At 61.0% G+C, this 16,309-nt stretch carries 10 protein-coding genes; 3 read left to right on the top strand and 7 right to left on the bottom strand.

Annotation, left to right across the window (positions count from 1 at the left end):
* Nucleotides 1-24: 24 nt before the first annotated feature.
* Nucleotides 25-2,202, bottom strand: coding sequence for a hypothetical protein (locus tag BREU_RS07160; RefSeq protein ID WP_140462550.1), 2,178 nt, complete (start codon nt 2,200-2,202; stop codon nt 25-27).
* Between the two features lie 218 nt (nt 2,203-2,420).
* Between BREU_RS07160 and BREU_RS07165 the strand changes: the two genes are divergently transcribed.
* Nucleotides 2,421-5,741 carry a tetratricopeptide repeat protein gene (locus tag BREU_RS07165; protein ID WP_044088727.1) on the top strand — a complete coding sequence of 1,107 codons (3,321 nt, stop codon included), beginning with the start codon at nt 2,421-2,423 and terminating at the stop codon, nt 5,739-5,741.
* A 216-nt stretch (nt 5,742-5,957) separates the two neighbouring features.
* Complete coding sequence (gene ligA / locus BREU_RS07170; protein WP_044088618.1) at nt 5,958-8,678, top strand: NAD-dependent DNA ligase LigA; 2,721 nt, start codon at nt 5,958-5,960, stop codon at nt 8,676-8,678.
* Here ligA and BREU_RS07175 read toward each other — a convergent pair.
* Nucleotides 8,656-8,880 (bottom strand): DUF6199 family natural product biosynthesis protein, encoded by a 225-nt coding sequence (locus BREU_RS07175; RefSeq protein WP_044088617.1) that lies wholly within the window; start codon nt 8,878-8,880, stop codon nt 8,656-8,658. The genes ligA and BREU_RS07175 overlap by 23 nt on opposite strands.
* A gap of 89 nt (nt 8,881-8,969) precedes the next feature.
* On the opposite strand from BREU_RS07175, the gene BREU_RS07180 reads away from it, so the two are divergent.
* Nucleotides 8,970-10,088 carry an Mrp/NBP35 family ATP-binding protein gene (locus BREU_RS07180; protein ID WP_044088615.1) on the top strand — a complete coding sequence of 373 codons (1,119 nt, stop codon included), beginning with the start codon at nt 8,970-8,972 and terminating at the stop codon, nt 10,086-10,088.
* Between the two features lie 160 nt (nt 10,089-10,248).
* Here BREU_RS07180 and BREU_RS07185 read toward each other — a convergent pair whose 3' ends face one another.
* The 5 genes from BREU_RS07185 to BREU_RS07205 all read right to left on the bottom strand — a co-directional run bounded on the left by BREU_RS07185 (nt 10,249) and on the right by BREU_RS07205 (nt 16,255).
* Nucleotides 10,249-11,238 (bottom strand): cation diffusion facilitator family transporter, encoded by a 990-nt coding sequence (locus tag BREU_RS07185; RefSeq protein ID WP_044088613.1) that lies wholly within the window; start codon nt 11,236-11,238, stop codon nt 10,249-10,251.
* Between the two features lie 122 nt (nt 11,239-11,360).
* Nucleotides 11,361-12,797, bottom strand: a complete 1,437-nt coding sequence (glnA, locus tag BREU_RS07190; protein ID WP_044088612.1) for a type I glutamate--ammonia ligase — start codon at nt 12,795-12,797, stop codon at nt 11,361-11,363.
* 301 nt (nt 12,798-13,098) lie between these two features.
* Nucleotides 13,099-13,881, bottom strand: a complete 783-nt coding sequence (locus tag BREU_RS07195; RefSeq protein WP_044088611.1) for a DUF4191 domain-containing protein — start codon at nt 13,879-13,881, stop codon at nt 13,099-13,101.
* 75 nt (nt 13,882-13,956) lie between these two features.
* A complete protein-coding gene (locus BREU_RS07200) occupies nt 13,957-15,444 on the bottom strand; it encodes a dihydrolipoyl dehydrogenase family protein (protein WP_044088610.1) in 1,488 nt (495 codons plus the stop codon).
* Between the two features lie 190 nt (nt 15,445-15,634).
* Complete coding sequence (locus tag BREU_RS07205) at nt 15,635-16,255, bottom strand: DUF3043 domain-containing protein (protein WP_044088609.1); 621 nt, start codon at nt 16,253-16,255, stop codon at nt 15,635-15,637.
* Nucleotides 16,256-16,309 lie beyond the last annotated feature (54 nt).

Genomic DNA, 16,309 nt, shown 5'->3' on the forward strand with positions numbered 1-16,309 from the left:
GCCGGCTGGCCGCAGGGCAATGGGTCACAGCAGGGAGAACCATGAGGCCACGTCGTGCCACACCGTCGGATTGTTGTTGATCAGCGCATCATCGCGTGCCAGTACGAAACAGCTGAGCACTGCGATGGACAGCGTGAACAGTGTCAACAGCAATACAGTCCAGCGCATCAGCCAACGCCAAGGCGTCACATGGGCGATGCCGTCGCCCGAAGCGGCGTCGTTCGCCCCCGCCAAGGAGTGGCTGGGCTCCCTGCCATTGACCAGCCATAACGTCGCAGGTATCGAGGCCAACGCGAACAGCCAGCCGAAATCGGCGCTGTAACGCCAACCAAGACCGCCGACATAGGCGTCGAACACGATAAGTCCGCAAGCCAGCATCGGGCAGCCGATGAGCCAGGGCCGCAGACCATGCATCTCGAGATTGTTCATATATGGCAGCAATACGGCGAGCAGCATCACAGGCGTGGCGGTGAACAACGCGCCGACCATCACCTCGTAGTATCCCCACACGGGCATGGGAGCGGGGGAGATGGCAAGCCAGGGGAACTGCGGAACGAATCGCAAGGGCAGGAACAGGTAATACCATATGGACGATGGCATGTCCGCCATGGGCGTGGTGTACCGCGTCATATCGGACACGGTGAACTGATACGCGTTGCCGAAGTTGAACAATGAGCCGAACCTCGCATGGTTCCACGCCATAAGAGGGGCCACGACCGCAATGGCGGGAACCAGCATGGCAAGGGGAGCGCGCAACGCCTTGGCCACACTGATGCGATGGTGCCGCAGCTCGCCGATCACGGCCCGGATCTGCGGCCAGAACAGCGGGAACGCCAGTAGCGCGGCAAGGGTGAACGTCGGACGGCAGCCGAAGTTCGCGGCAATGCACAAGGCTCCGGCAGCCAGTCGCGGCAACGACAGCGGCGCCGTGTCACCGGCACGCCAGCGGTCGACGGACAGCACCGGCCGTGCGGAAGTCTCGGCACCGAGCCAGAACCATAGTCCGAGCGATGTCAATGCCAGTGATGCGGCGAACGGCACCTGATAGAAATTCGTGCGGTACACCAGATATCCCGTCTGTGCTCCCAGCAGACCGGAGACCGTGGTCAGTGATGCCGCAGCCAGAGAGGTTCGCGGCATCACACGGTGAATCGTGCGGATCATCAGCATCGAGAAGAAGATGATGAACAGCAGCATCAGGAACTGTTCGGCGGCTCCGGTGGACAGCATTCGCCCGGTAATGAGGCGATACGGGGCGAACAGCACTGCAGCCGGAACCACACCGAAGTAGGAATACCAGTGTCCGTCATGGAACGCATAATCCCAGTAGATCGGGCTGACTCCGTCGCTCAGCAGTTTGAGACGGGTCGGCACATCATACGGCTGCTCGGCCTGCGCAAGTTCGCTGGGCACGTCTAGATCCAGCCATGGACGGCCGGCAATCAGGGAATCCGCCACATGCGCGTACTGGTCATAATCGTAGGTGTATCCGCCTGCGGTATGGAACACCATTGGCGAAGCGTAGATGATCTGCGCAATGATCGACCAGCCTAGAGCGATCGCCGGAATAGCCATCACCGCTGCGAATGCCAGACGCTGTCGAACACTGGCGGGATTCAGTTCGATGCGCCACAGCCTCGACCCCGGCCTCCACAGCGCCACCAGAGCCGACAGCAGTGCCATCACTCCGACACGTATCCAGTTGAAGGCAAACGGCACTTTCACGTTCGCACGCGCATCGCTCACCGGTATCACGGCGCCGCGCTCCTCTTGGATCCAGACACGGACCAGGCCCGCGCCGACTGCCTTGACATAATGGCTGCGTGTGGAGCTCGGGCTGATCGACTGCATGCGTCCGGTCGTATCACCGATATCCACGCGAACATGCACGGTGGAGGAGGGCATGGCGAGTTCCGTATCCCCCTGGGAATGGGATTGCCTGAGGGTCTTGTCCCGTACGGAGCTGATGGTGGCCGCATCGACCGTATCGATGCGGAGGAAATCCGACGTGCCGTCCGCAGTCAATTCCAGATAGGCGTTGGTGGGATCGGTCACAGTCAGCATGCCGTCGCTGCTTCGGGTCAAGCCGCTGCCGAGCGCGTTATGCACGGCGTTGGTGTCGGTGCTTGCGCCAAGCGTGCGCCAGAACGGCATATTGAACACTATGCACTCCAAGGCGAGCATCACCATGGCCACCGCCATGATGGGAAGCAGGATGCGGCGAAGCCTTGACGCGATATGCGACGGCTGCGAATGGTGCGTCGTGGGGCTGGCTGCTGAGGAAAGGTCCATGGAATGCACGCCATTATTCTATAAGCTTTATGTCGGGCAAACAGGAGAGAATGAGAATCATGCCAAATCGTATGTCGAATCACAGGAACCAGTCGCGCAAGTCCCTGCTGGGGGAAATCATGGATTCGATGAATGCGTTCGCCGCCGATTTGGGCCTGGCAAAGCCGAAGAAGGCCGGAACGAATCCATTCGGTGACGCACTGCGGGAAAACAGCGAGCGTGAAGGCAGCGTCATCGATGAGCTGATTCGCCATGCGGTCACGATTTCCCCGGTGGTCAAGCGCCACACGTTCCCTGCCTTGGAGAATGTGCCGGAACATCTGGTGCTGGGATGGGCGCAGCTGCCTTCCACGCGAGGACGGGGCTTCTCACTGGGTATTTTCCCCGACCGTGATCATTTCGCCCAGGTGGCGTTCGCCGATACGCACGGCCGTGTATTCGTGGGTTCCGACCCCGACATGGATGTGCAGGACATGCAACCGCGGTTCATGTTCGGCAAGGAGAAGAACGTCACGCTGCCGGACGGGGAACGTCTGGGCTTGGATGAGAACGCGCAACGCGGAGCGATGGACGGTATGCGCGCGCTCGAGCGGGCGCTGCGCCGCAGGAACGGGAAACCGGTGAAGGCCGTGGCGGGCGGCGTCATAGGCAGGGACGATACCGGACGCATGACCTGGCTGGCATCCTGGCTGAAAACCGATAATCGGTACACGCTGGAACAGATGCGAGCCAATCTGCCGTCTGAGATGCGTCATGATCTCGAATACCGCGATGCGGTGGCCATCGCGTTCTTCGCCGCATATATGCTGCCGCAGATCAACGGACTGCTGATTGGCTTCGGATCCGGCAACATCTTCCGCCGTCTGAACCGTGAGGCGCCGATTGGCGCCATCCGGCGCTCCGTGCGTGATACGCTGGCTGCGCGCGCCCACGGCATGAGAGCCTCCGGATTGGAGGATCACTTCGCCGATCTGATGCGCGAGGCCGGAGCATTGGACAAGCTTGAGGGGCTTGAAGCCGTGCATGGCGCCGAAGCCTTGCACCTGTATACGTCCAGCTATTCGAACAGTTACTTCTTCACCTGGGACAAGTCTCTCGCATTCGCACAGGCATTGAAGGCGTTGAAGATCGAAGGCAATCTGAATCGTTTCGCCGCCGTCAGTGCATGGTTGGAGCGCAATTCCTCGCTAGGGCGCACACTCACCGAGGATACGGTGACCCGAGCGGAGGCGGCGCAGATCGATATGAAGCTCATCGAGAATTCAGCGATCATGGCTCTCGATCCGTTCGAAGGCACCGACGAACGTCAAGCCGTGCTCAAGCTGGTGGATATCGCCGGCCACACCGCCCGGAGAATCCGCGAGCAATTCCCCGATCCCAGAATCGCCTCGGATGGTCGACAGGACGCACATGGGTATGCCGGCAAGCCCAGCGAATGGGTGTATCGCCAGGCAATGGCCACGCTGCTGCGTCGGCTGCGCCTGCCCTACCGCTTTGATGTGGAATTCCGCTCATGTCTGGAATCAGGCGAGGTGGCCATCGGCTTTACCACGGCCGGCACGTCGATGATGCCCAACAGCCGTTATGACGAGATCAGCCATGCCTGGCGCACCTTGTCCAGTACCGAGCGCGCCGCGATGAGCGTGGCCTACAATCTGCGCGTCGGCCTGATGATGGCGGCACTGAGCTTTGGCGTCAGCCCGGCGGTCAAACAGGTGTCGTTGCACATCGACTCCATCGGATTGGAAGAGGCCATCACCGAGCAGGACAGCGCCATCGAACAGATGATGAGCGAGGCGTTGCGCGCATTCGAGCATCTGCGCAGCGGTGACCTGGGTCGTTCCGGTTCCAAGGCGGACCCCAAAGACGGTGATTTCCACGGTGACCCGACGCGACCCATCGCCCATGAGGAGTCCTTCGGACATGATGCGCATGAGGGCGATGCCGCTGATGGTCAGGACGAGGGACAGCACCAGTCCGATGGACAATCCATCGACTCCCAGTTCGAGGACCTGATGCGGGGTGTCGAGATCGACGATATGTCCTTCGGCTTGGGGGCCGACGATGGCGGGAATGCCGATGACGACGCCGATATGGCCGATGACCCGATGAACGTCCTGCGCAGGAATCCCACCGTGCGCAACATGGTCACCGTCACATTGAGCCGCGACGCGTTCCTGCGGCGTCTCCACACGGATGGTCTCGACCATCCGCAGGACACCTATCGCATGTTCGGCGCTGTGATGGACGTGGATGGCGAAGGCGGTCTGAAGCCCATCAATGCGGACTTTGACCTTGCCGACAGGCGTTTTTCGCCGCGCGGCTCCCAAGAGGAGCCCGAACTAACCGAACGGGTTTTCGACCCCGCTGTGGCCCAGGTGCTTGGCGCGGCCAGCAGCGATGGTCTGGCGATCCAACGTGTGGACATGCTGCAGCGCGCGGTGAACGAATTCCATGCGTTGGCTCAGAACCGGGAACTGGATTCCGTCGGCAAGGCGCAGCGTGCCGTGGGTCTCATCGAGAGCATATGCGATCCGGAACTGACCGGACGGTCCTCCGAGGTGACCAGCGCGCTGATCGACGGACGAGACACCCCGGATCTGACGTTCACGCTCGCCGATGAACTCGACAAGGCGCGTCTTCACGCCCGGGATTTGCTGTTCTCCGGTCAGGCCGATCAGGCCATTGAGACTTCGGAGGCGGCCGTGACCCGTATGGATCAGCTCTTCGCTTCCGGCGCAGGTGTGCCGCGGTATTTCAACTCCTATGCCGAACGCGTGGTGTACAACCGGCTGTTCGCCACACGGGATGAGCGAACCATGCTGATTCCGGACAACCTGTTCTATGCGCATATGGAATTGGCCGACGTGCTCAGTCAGATCAAGGGTGCCAAAGCCGCCATACCGCATCTTAACCGCATGGTCGCCTACGCTCCCGCATATCCGCTCTCCCATCTCAAGCTCGCCATACAATTGGCGCGTAGCGAGGATTGGGATTCTGCCCGCGCAGCCTGCCTCAATGCACTCCGCGTGGCCCTGGATCGTGATGATGCCGCGTTCGCCTACTATCGATTCGCCTATTGCGAGTGGATGCTGGACCATTTCGAAACGGCGGCTGCGGCCTATATCCTCAGCGATCACATCGCTCCGGGCGCCATCAGCAGTCTGGAAGGCGAACTGCAGGAGCTTGTGGCACGTGCCGATTCGCAATGCATCAACGTGCCCGAATCGGTGGATGAAGCGTCCTATGTGCTCGCATCGCATGATCTGCCGGTCTGGCCGCATGTGGAAGTAGGGGATATCGTGCGTGACGCCGCCCGTGTCTGCGTGGACGAAGGCATGTTCGTGCCGGCACGGACACTGTCCGTGGCGGTGGCCCGCATGAATGCCGGAGGCGACGGCGACATCGACGTCATCCAGGCGCAATACCTGCGTTCCCTGACCACCTGACGGATCCCCCGTATCTGGATTGCGGCCCATGTCCTGCATGTTGGCCGCTGACGGGTACGGAATACGCTTCCCGACACGCTCAAGGCCGTTCGGCCAAGCCTACGGTCGGGAGGTGCCTCCCACCACCCACAAGCTCCGTATCAATTCGGATTGCTTCGTCGGGCTTGCTTTGCGGACAATGCTGTGGTTCCTCATGCTCGGCTAGGATAGGCGGTTATGAGCACTGAACAGTTGGCATGGGATTTCGATGATGGCGGGATCGCCGAGGTGAAGCCCGACGAGGGCGCAACGCGTTTCGCGCCTGGCTCGGAGCAGTGGATTACGGCTTTGCAGCCCACCGATGACGATGCGATGCGGCTCGACCGGCTCGATGTGAACACGTTGAGCTCCGAAGCCGCGGCGCGCCTGTGGGCGCGTGTGGCTGCATGGGTGGAAGCCGACCAGATCGCCTATTACATCGATGATGCTCCGGTCAGCTCCGATGCCGCCTATGATGCTCGCATGCGCACGCTCGAACGGCTCGAAGCGGGCTTCCCCGCGTTGGACAATCCGCAGTCGCCCACCCATCGCGTCGGCGGAACATTCTCCAATGACTTTGCCTCCGTGCGTCATCCCAGCCGCATGATGAGCCTCGATGACGTGTTCTCCATCGAAGAGCTCAGGGACTGGTACGATTCGGTGATCCGCGACCTCGACTGGCCTGAAGGCAAGCCGTTGCCGATGAGCTGCGAGGTCAAGATCGATGGTCTTGCCCTGAATCTCATCTACCGCAACGGCGTATTGGAACAGGGGCTGACACGCGGCGATGGCGTGACCGGCGAGGATATCACCCTGAACGTGCGCACCATCGGCTCTATCCCGGCCAATCTGGGAGGGCCCAAGGAGGACATCCCGGACTTCGTGGAGATCCGTGGCGAGGTGTTCATGCGCTGGGATGACTTCCATACGCTCAACAGCGAGCAGGAGGATGCTGGACGCGCCCCGTTCGCCAACCCGCGCAACGCCGCAGCCGGTTCCCTGCGCCAGAAGGATCCGCGTATCACGGCCACACGGCGTCTTAGCTTCTATGCACATGGTTTGGGACAACTCACCTGGGGACCCGATCATCCGCGCGGCACGCATGACGTGGTGGCCGACCAGTCGCAGGCCTATGAGCTCTATCAAAAGTGGGGCATACCGGTCTCGCCGCACAATCGTTCAGTTACCTCCTTCCGAGAGATACTGGACATGATCGACTACTACGGCGAGCATCGCGGCGATATCGAGCATGCGCTCGACGGCATCGTCGTCAAAGTCGATGACTTGGCATTGCAGCATACCCTGGGTGCCACGTCACGTGCGCCGCGTTGGGCCATCGCCTACAAATATCCGCCCGAAGAGGTGAACACCGAGCTGAGGGACATCGTCGTGCAAGTCGGGCGTACAGGCCGTGTTACGCCGGTCGCCGTTCTGAAGCCCGTATACGTCGCTGGCTCCACTGTGGCCCGCACCACGTTGCATAATGCGTATGAGGTCAAGCGCAAAGGCATTCTCATCGGTGACACCGTCGTGGTGCGCAAGGCCGGCGATGTGATTCCCGAGCTGGTCGGTCCGGTGCTGGAGCGGCGTAAGGGCCGCGAAGGGGAGCTGCGTGAATTCGTGATGCCGGAATACTGCCCGTCCTGTGGGGCCAGACTGGCTCCGGCCAAGGAAGGTGACAAGGATATCCGGTGCCCGAATGTGGAAAGCTGTCCTGCGCAGCTGACCGAACGCGTGATCTCTCTGGCGTCGCGCAAAGCCTTCGACATCGAGCATTTGGGCGAGCAGTCGGCGTTGGCGTTGACGAATCCGGAGGAGAACCGCCCTGGTTCCGTGGACACGTATGCGCCGAATATCACCGAGATCGTCGTGAAGCCCGGCGAGGAGCCTGAACCGTACGAGCCGGTGGAGGGATTGGAACTGCCGGCTGAACAGACGCCGGTGCTGTCGAACGAGGCGGGATTGTTCGCGCTCACTGCCGACGACCTGAAGGACATACGCGTCTGGCGTGAGGCGGCTATCGTCGAAGTCCGGGAGCATGTCGACGATCATGGCAGGAAACGCAAGACCCGCAAACGCGTGGGCGGCTCGGGACTGTGGCATCAGGTGCCGGCGTTCTGGACAGCGCCGACTCCCGCGAAAAAGCTCACCGCCAAGCAGCTGGCCGCGCGCGGGGAATCGGATGCTGCTGATATCACGGTGACCGCCTACCCGGATTACGACGTACCCGCCGACGCCGTGATCGTACGCGTGGACCATAAGCGGACCCGCGCCGGCGAAACCGACGTGCCGGTGTACATTCGACCGGGCGAGAACACCCGCAAGATGCTCGATGAGATGGACAAGGCCCGTCATGCCGATTTGTGGCGTGTGCTGGTCGCGCTGTCCATTCGCCGACTCGGCCCGCCCACCGCACGTCTGATCGCCTCGGCTTTGGGGTCGCTGGATGCCATAGCCGCCGCGAGCGTGGACGATCTGACGCAAATCGACGGCGTGGGACCGGAAATCGCCGAATCCGTGGTGAACTGGTTCGCCGCCGCCCGCGAGCCCGGTGACTGGCGTGGGGAGACCTTGCGCGCGTGGACCGCGGCAGGTGTCGGTGTGGCTGCCGCAGAACAAAGCACGTTGCCGCAGACGCTGGCCGGCAAGACCGTGGTGGTCACCGGCTCCTTGGAGGGCTACTCGCGCGATTCCGCCAAAGAGGCGATTCTTGAGCGTGGCGGCAAGGCCGCAGGTTCGGTGAGCAAGAAGACGGATTACGTGGTGGTCGGCGCGAACGCCGGCTCCAAGGCAGCCAAGGCGGAGGAGCTCGGCATTCCGATGCTGAATGAAGCCCAATTCGCCCAGCTTCTGGAAACCGGCGAGGTCAGTGCTGAACGAGGTGAGGCATCGCCTGTCAGTCGCGCAATGCGAGCATGATCACCGGGAACACGATCGCGGCTGCCAGCGTAATCGTGCCGAGCAGCCGCACGTTGCCCGTGTAGAAGTCGGTCGGCTCCCCGCCTTTGACATCGAGATAATGCTTAAGCTTGAAGACAAGTTCGGGCTTCCATAACAGAAAGCCGCCGATGCCGATGAGAATCACCTCACTGAGCACTATCTGCAGGATAAGAGGCATCATTGCTCCTTTCCACGTGAAAGTATCACATCAAGACCCTAGCATGCCGGCCGATTGCACGGTACTCTGGTGGACGGCGATAAGGAGGATTGATGAGCGAAACCCGTGCAATCGAAGCAGCGATATACGAACGTCTTAGCCGTGTGATCGACCCGGAATTAGGACGATCGGTCACCGATTTGGGCATGATTGCGGCCATCGACGCAACCCCGTCTGCGAACGATGCGGAAGGCGACTACGACGTCACCGTGCATGTGGAGCTCACCGTGGAGGGCTGTCCGCTCTCAGAGACCATCACCAATCAGATCAACGGTGCGGTGGCCTCCTATCCGGATGCCAAACTCACACCTCATATCGAGGTCTCTTCGATGAGCCGGGACAAGCTCGACGATCTGGTGGCCGACCTGAAAGCCGAACGCAAGCAGAACCCGTTCAGCAAGCCCGGGGTCAAGACTCGCATCTTCGCCATCGCATCGGGCAAGGGAGGCGTCGGCAAATCGTCGGTGACGGCGAACCTTGCCGCCACATTCGCGGCATTGGGCTATGACACCGCCGCCATCGACGCCGATATCTACGGGTTTTCGCTGCCAAGGCTGTTCGGCGCGCACACCCAGCCGACGAACCTGAACGGCATGCTGATGCCGGTCACCGCGTGGGGCGTCAAACTCATTTCCATCGGCATGTTCGCGGGCGCGGATCGCGCCATCCTCTGGCGAGGCCCGCGTCTGCAGCGCTCGCTGGAACAGTTCCTGTCTGATGTGTGGTGGGGTCAGCCGGACGTGCTGTTGCTCGATCTGGCACCCGGCACCGGTGACATGGCGATATCCGTGGCTCAGGCGCTGCCGAACGCGGAGCTGGTCGTGGTCACCACACCGCAGCCGTCCGCATCCGATATCGCCGTGCGTTCCGGCTTGGTGGCGTTGCAGGTACCGATGAAGGTACGCGGCGTGGTGGAGAACATGAGCTACTACGAGCACAACGGCGAGAAGCTGCGCATTTTCGGCGAAGGTGGAGGTCAACGGGTCAGCGAACAGCTCACCGAAGCGTTGGGATACGATGTGCCGTTGATGGCACAACTGCCGCTGGAACCCGAGGTGCGTGAAATCGGCGAATCCGGCCGACCCGCGGTGTTGGATGCCGATGGCGCACTGCGCGCTGACGGCATTGGTGCCACCTTCCGTTCGCTGGCCAATCAGCTGATGCGTAGCTGAGGGGGGGGTCGTCAGACTCATCACCAAAGCCCTCATGAGGAACGCTTGTGTTCTGCGTCAGAAACTCATTACTGTATTTCTGGCTCCCCTTGTCAGGGGAGCTGTCGACGAAGTCGACTGAGGGGTAGTCATTTTGTCAACGAACTTCTGACGCAAGACGCTAGTGCTGCGCCCGCCAGATGTCCGGCTCCACGTAGATTTCCCAGATATACCAAGGCATCGCCGTGCGGATGTTGGTCTCGATCTTGTCGACGGTCTGCACGTCGAAATCACGGTCGAGCTTCGACGTCTCCACTTTGAGGCATAGCAGCACGGAATCCTCATCCATGTGGATGGCCTGCATGTTGATGAGCCGGTCGACGCCGGCGGTATCCTCCACGGCCTTGACCACCATTGCTCGCGTGCTGGGGTCAAGGCTTTCGCCCACCAGCAGCGAGCCGGATTTGAACGCCAGCGCAGCCGAACCGCAGACCAGCACCAGACCGACGAGCATGCCGCCAATCGCATCATAGAGTTCGTCGCCGGTCACTATCGACAGTCCGATGCCAAGTCCTGCGAATGCCAGACCAATCAGGGCCAGCGTATCCTCCATCATGACCGAAGCCAATTCGGCGGACTTGGTGCGACGCCAGAAACCAATCAGCGAATCATCTTCCACCTTGACGCGTTTCATACGCCCGCGAGCCTCATGGACGGAGGTGTGCAGACCATACCCTTCAAGACATGCGGAGACGCCGACCACCACCAGCGCGGCGATGAGTTCAACCGAGTTCGCATCACGGGACGCTGTGCCTTCGATGAGCGCGCCTAGTTTGCCCGCCGCCTGAGAGACCGCGAACACGCCGCCGACGAAGAACAGCAGCGTAGCCACAATGAAACTGGCGAGATACTTCACGCGGTGAAGCCCGAACGGGTGATCGCCACGGGATTTATGGTCGGATGCCTTATCGCCCACCATCAGCACCAGTTCATTCGCGCAATCCGCCACCGAGTGCACGGATTCCGAGAACATGGATGACGATCCGGTGAACGCCGCCGCCGCGAACTTGGCACAGGCGACACCGACATTGGCAAGTAGTGCGGCCTTGACCGCCGCGCCGCTGTTCTTCTGATCAGACATGAGATATGCGCCCCTCTTCCACCGCGGCATTATAGCGTTCTCCTGTACCGAATGCCTTCATCGGGCATCAATACGGAAAAGCCCAGCCACATGATGCAGCTGGGCTTTCCGTATTGCGCTACCGGCTCATTGTCAGGCTATACAGCCAACAATCAGATGTGGTAGTAGAGCTCGTACTCGAGCGGGGTCGGGGTCAGGCGGGACTGATCGATCTCGTCGCGCTTGAGGCCAATCCAGGTCTCGATGAGGTCATCGGTGAACACGTCGCCGGCGGTGAGGAAGTCGTGGTCCTCTTCCAGGGCGTCCATGGCTTCGGCCAGGGAGCTCGGCACCTGCTTGATGCCGGCGTGCTCTTCCGGAGGCAGCTCGTAGAGGTCCTTGTCGACCGGCTCCGGAGGCTCGATGTGGTTCAGGATGCCGTCCAGGCCAGCCATCAGCTGAGCGGAGAAGGCCAGGAACGGGTTGCAGGACGGATCCGGGGCGCGGAACTCGATACGCTTGGCAGCCGGGGAGGTGCCGGCCAGCGGAATACGGATGGCGGCGGAACGGTTGCGGGCGGAGTACACCAGGTTGACCGGAGCCTCGAAGCCCGGAACCAGACGGTGGTAGGAGTTCAGGGACGGGTTGGTGAAGGCCAGCACGGAGGAGGAGTGCTTGATGAGGCCGCCGATGTACCAGCGGGCCAGATCGGACAAGCCGGCGTAACCCTTCTCATCGTAGAACAGCGGCTTGCCGTCCTTCCACAGGGACTGGTGGCAGTGCATGCCGGTGCCGTTGTCGCCTGCGATCGGCTTCGGCATGAAGGTCACGGACTTGCCGGCCAGAGCGGCGGTCTCGTGGACCACGTACTTGTACTTCATCAGGTCATCACCTGCGTGCTGCAGGGTGTTGAAGCGGTAGTTGATCTCCTGCTGGCCCGCGCCGGCCACCTCGTGATGGGAGCGCTCGAGAATCAGGCCGACCTTCTGCAGGTTGGCGACCATGTCGTCGCGCAGGTCCTGGCTGTGGTCGATCGGGGGAACCGGGAAGTAGCCGCGCTTGACGCGGTTCTTGAAGCCGATGTTCGGGGTGCCGTCCTCTTCGGTGTCCACGCCGGAGTTCCACGGGGCCTCAATGGAGTCGACCTCGTAGAAGGAACGCTGCATGGAGTTCTCGAAGCGTACCTTGTCGAAGATGAAGAACTCGGCCTCAGGGGCGAAGGACGCGGTGTCGGCGATGCCGGTGGACTTGAGGTAGGCCTCGGCCTTGCCGGCGACCTGACGGGGGTCGCGGGAGTAAGGCTCGTCGGTCAGCGGGTCGACGATGGAGAAGGCCACGTCGAGGGTCTTGTGCTTGCGGAACGGGTCGACGAAGGCGGTGGTGATATCCGGAACCAGCTTCATATCGGACTCGTTGATGGCCTGGAAGCCCTGGACGGACGAACCATCGAACGGCATGCCTTCGGTGAAGGCGTCCTTCAGGAACTCGCTTGCCGGCACGGTGAAGTGCTGCTGAACGCCGATCAGATCGGTGAAACGAACGGAGACATACTCGATGCCTTCCTTATTGATAAGGGCCTCGGCGTCTTCCTTGGACTTGAGTTCGGTCACGGGACCGCTCCTTTCGTGTGAAACGTAACGATATACATCGTAAAATCGTGCGTTTCGCGAGCTCGAAACTTGGGTTACGAGAATGTTTCGTGACTATGGCCTATTGACGTTCAAGCGCGGTATTCCAACGAAACATCATTACGAATCGGAAACGAAGGACCTTGTGCAATGGCCGAGACAGTCCGCAACGTGGACAGTTCCGAATTCGTATGACGATAAGAAGAATAACGAGGAAGCCTCCTTGGATCCCATGCCGGATTCAAGGAGGCTTCCTCGTTATCGTCTGGCGGTCGAACCGTGATCAGCGTCCGCGCATCGCGCGACGGGACACCTTCTGCGGGTGGTAAGGGTCGATGCCCTTCGGCACGCCATATCCGGCCTTCAGCTGCAGAGTGCGCAGACGATCGTTCAGCGTGGCGATCTCGGATTTGGTCAGCAGGAAACGACGGCGGGGATGGATCTTCGCGATCAGCGGGTTCTTGTGGTCAGTGGGCTCATACGTCTTGGCCTTGGTCACGGCGTTGCGCAGCTTGTCCAGCGGCACCTGCTTGGGGCCGTGGCCCACGGCGATACGATACACCGGGATGGAGGAACCGGCGGTGACGCCCTTGATATCACGCTCCTGACGGTTCATGGCGCGCATGACCCGGCCATAATCGCCCTCGCCGATCAGATAGATGCCGTTCATCGACGTGCCGCGCCAGATGGCGTCCTTGGTCTTCGGATCGATCCACACCGGTTCCTGCGGGAAGTCGAAGCCTGCCTTGCTCATGTTGCTCAGCACGCTGATGGCGGCACCCGGCTTGCCGTCGATCTGCTTGTATCCCACGGCGTCGGCACGACGGGTCAGCATCATTGTGGCGAGCAGCAGACCCAGCATCACTGCGGTAATCATCAGGAAGATCCAGGTGAGCCATGTCCACTTGAAGATCAATCCGATGATGACCATCACGATCACCGGCAGCAGGAAAGCACCGGCCTCAAGCCAGGGCAGTGCCTTGTCTTCCTTCGCCGTGTACTTGTAGATCTGGATGATCTGCTTGATTGTGCTTTGCTTTTTGGGCTTTGCTTCCTTGTCCGCCATCACTTTTTCCTTTACTGCATGCTTTTGCAAACGAACACACTGGCAAATAACTGTATCAGGTGCGCTGGTCCGGTTTCAGCGCGTGTGCAGAGGGCGGCCGTCCGCTTTGAGAAGCGCCTCGCCGAGCGTCTCGCTGAACGTGGGGTGGGGGTGGATCAGCCGGGCGGCTTCGCTCAACGGAATATGGTTGCCGACAAGCTGTTCTGCCTCCGCGATGAGGTCCGAGGCCAGTGGAGACACAATATGCACGCCCAGGATGCGGGGCACATCCGGCACCGACTGGTCGCATCCTGAGACGATGGTCATCGATCCCGCCGTGCCCCGCATCAGCATGCGGGCGTTCGAGAGCATGGGATAGGCGGTTTCCTTGACCTCCACAAGATCCTCCCGGGCCTGCGCCTCGTCCAGGGTCAGTCCCACACAGGCGGCTTCCGGTGAGGAGAACACCACCTGGGGTATGGTGTCCTCCTCCACCGGCTTGACATGTCGTCCCGCGATCGTCTCAGCGATGACCAGTCCCTGTTCGAATGCGCGATGCGCCAGGGCATGGCCTTCGGTGACATCTCCCACCGCCCAGATGCCGGGTTTATCGGTATGGCCGAATGCGTCGGTGGAGACAAGTCCGGCATCGGTGAGGGCGACGCCCCACGAGGCATCGGTGATGGGGTCGCGTCCGATGGCCGCCAGCGCGACTTCGCCCCAAACGCTGTGCTCGCCGTCTTCTCCTTGGATGGTGTAATGCACTGTGGCGCCGAGGTTCACGCCGACGTCCACATGGGTCACGGCGGAATGGGTGATGACCTTGATGCCATGACGCTTGAGTTCGCGGGTGAGCGTCACTCCGGCGCGACGGTCCCATGCTGACAGCACGCGATCCTTGCGGATGAGCAAAGTGATGTCTGATCCGGCGGCATTCCACATGGAGGCGAACTCCAAAGCCACCGCGCCGGCGCCGATGATGACCGCAGACGAGGGGAACTCGTTGGCTTCCAATGCCTGCGTGGAATCGATCAGCGCCCCGCCAAACGGGTTGCCGGGCAGGGGGCGCGGGCGTGCGCCGGTGGCGATCACGATGTCGGTCACGCTCAGGTCCAGTGCCGTACCGGCAGGCTTCGGGACATTGGCTTTATGGTAGACGATGACCTCGTTCTGTTGCGGGGCCGGAGCGATATGCACGATATGCCGCCCGCCGGCGTCGGTCTCGTCCGCAGAGAACGTAGCGAATCCACGGTATACGGTGATGCCTCTATGCGCCAGCAATCCCGACAGCCCCTGCACCATCGTGTCGACGATATGCCGCCTGTAATCGTGCAGTTTGCCGAAGTCGATGCCGTCGACCGTGGCTTGAACGCCGAGCTCGGCTGCGCGATGCACGGTATCGATGGTATGTGTGGCCGTGATCAGCGCTTTGGATGGTATGCATCCCCGGTTGAGGCAGGTGCCGCCGACGGTGGCGTCCCGTTCGATCAGAGCCACCTTCTTGCCAAGTTCAGCGGCTCGCAATGCTGTGGAATAGCCTCCCGGTCCCGCGCCGATGATAGCGATATCGTACTGTTCGCTCATAGTGTCCTCCGTTGCAAACACAGGTAATCACATAATAAAACTCCCCTCAACCGAAGCGAGGGGAGTTGATTCATTACATAACAGAGGTATGAGGAGTAGACACTAGTATGGCTCCCCTTGTCAGGGGAGCTGGCCCGCGAAGCGGGACTGAGGGGTAGTGAATTCGTCAACGAATTTCTGATGAAGGATGCTAGTCCTCGGGCCAGTGGCCGCGCTTCGGATAGCGCGGCTTCGGCAGCCTCCAACGACGCATTTGAATGGAGCGGCTCCAGGCGTAGGTGAGCGAGCGGGAACCCTTGGCCACGGATGCCTCGCCGTACTTGGCGATCAGCTTCGGCTTGAGCTTGCGCCACATCAGCCAGACGTCGATGATGATCGCAGCCAGATAACCGTACATGATGATCATCATGATCAGCGACGCCCAGGCGTTCGGGAAGAGCGAGGACACGACCATGGACACGATCAGAATGCCGAACGCCACCGGGATGAACCATTCGCCAAGGTTGATGCGGGCGTCCACATAATCACGGATGTAGATGCGCCACGGAAGACGTTCCGCCTTGGGCATGTGGTTGATGTCGCCCTTCTGCATGGCCTCGTATTCGGCGTTCTCGCGTTCGCGCATGCGGGCTTTGGCGGCTTTCGCGCTGGCCTTGCGATCCGCAGGTACCAGCGGGCGGATGCCTGCGGCCTGTGCTTTCTTCATCTTCGGTGTCGGACGGCCCTTGCCTTCGGACGGATTCTTCTGTGGTGCGGCCTGATCAACAGGAGTCTGGGCCTCTTCCTTCTTCTTGAACGGATTCCATGTCATGCTTAGAGGTTACGGTGACGTTCAGACACATGTTCCTTGGGCGTAACCATTGCA

Origin of the sequence: Bifidobacterium reuteri DSM 23975 (assembly GCF_000741695.1) — a bacterium.
Taxonomy (GTDB): domain Bacteria; phylum Actinomycetota; class Actinomycetes; order Actinomycetales; family Bifidobacteriaceae; genus Bifidobacterium; species Bifidobacterium reuteri.

Excerpts from the sequence above, each read along its gene's own strand:
- BREU_RS07160 (WP_140462550.1), bottom strand. The coding sequence starts at position 2,202 with ATGGCGGTGGCCATGGTGATGCTCGCCTTGGAGTGCATAGTGTTCAAT.
- BREU_RS07165 (WP_044088727.1), top strand. The coding sequence starts at position 2,421 with ATGAATGCGTTCGCCGCCGATTTGGGCCTGGCAAAGCCGAAGAAGGCC.
- ligA (WP_044088618.1), top strand. The coding sequence starts at position 5,958 with ATGAGCACTGAACAGTTGGCATGGGATTTCGATGATGGCGGGATCGCC.
- BREU_RS07175 (WP_044088617.1), bottom strand. The coding sequence starts at position 8,880 with ATGATGCCTCTTATCCTGCAGATAGTGCTCAGTGAGGTGATTCTCATC.
- BREU_RS07180 (WP_044088615.1), top strand. The coding sequence starts at position 8,970 with ATGAGCGAAACCCGTGCAATCGAAGCAGCGATATACGAACGTCTTAGC.
- BREU_RS07185 (WP_044088613.1), bottom strand. The coding sequence starts at position 11,238 with ATGCCGCGGTGGAAGAGGGGCGCATATCTCATGTCTGATCAGAAGAAC.
- BREU_RS07195 (WP_044088611.1), bottom strand. The coding sequence starts at position 13,881 with ATGGCGGACAAGGAAGCAAAGCCCAAAAAGCAAAGCACAATCAAGCAG.
- BREU_RS07200 (WP_044088610.1), bottom strand. The coding sequence starts at position 15,444 with ATGAGCGAACAGTACGATATCGCTATCATCGGCGCGGGACCGGGAGGC.
- BREU_RS07205 (WP_044088609.1), bottom strand. The coding sequence starts at position 16,255 with ATGACATGGAATCCGTTCAAGAAGAAGGAAGAGGCCCAGACTCCTGTT.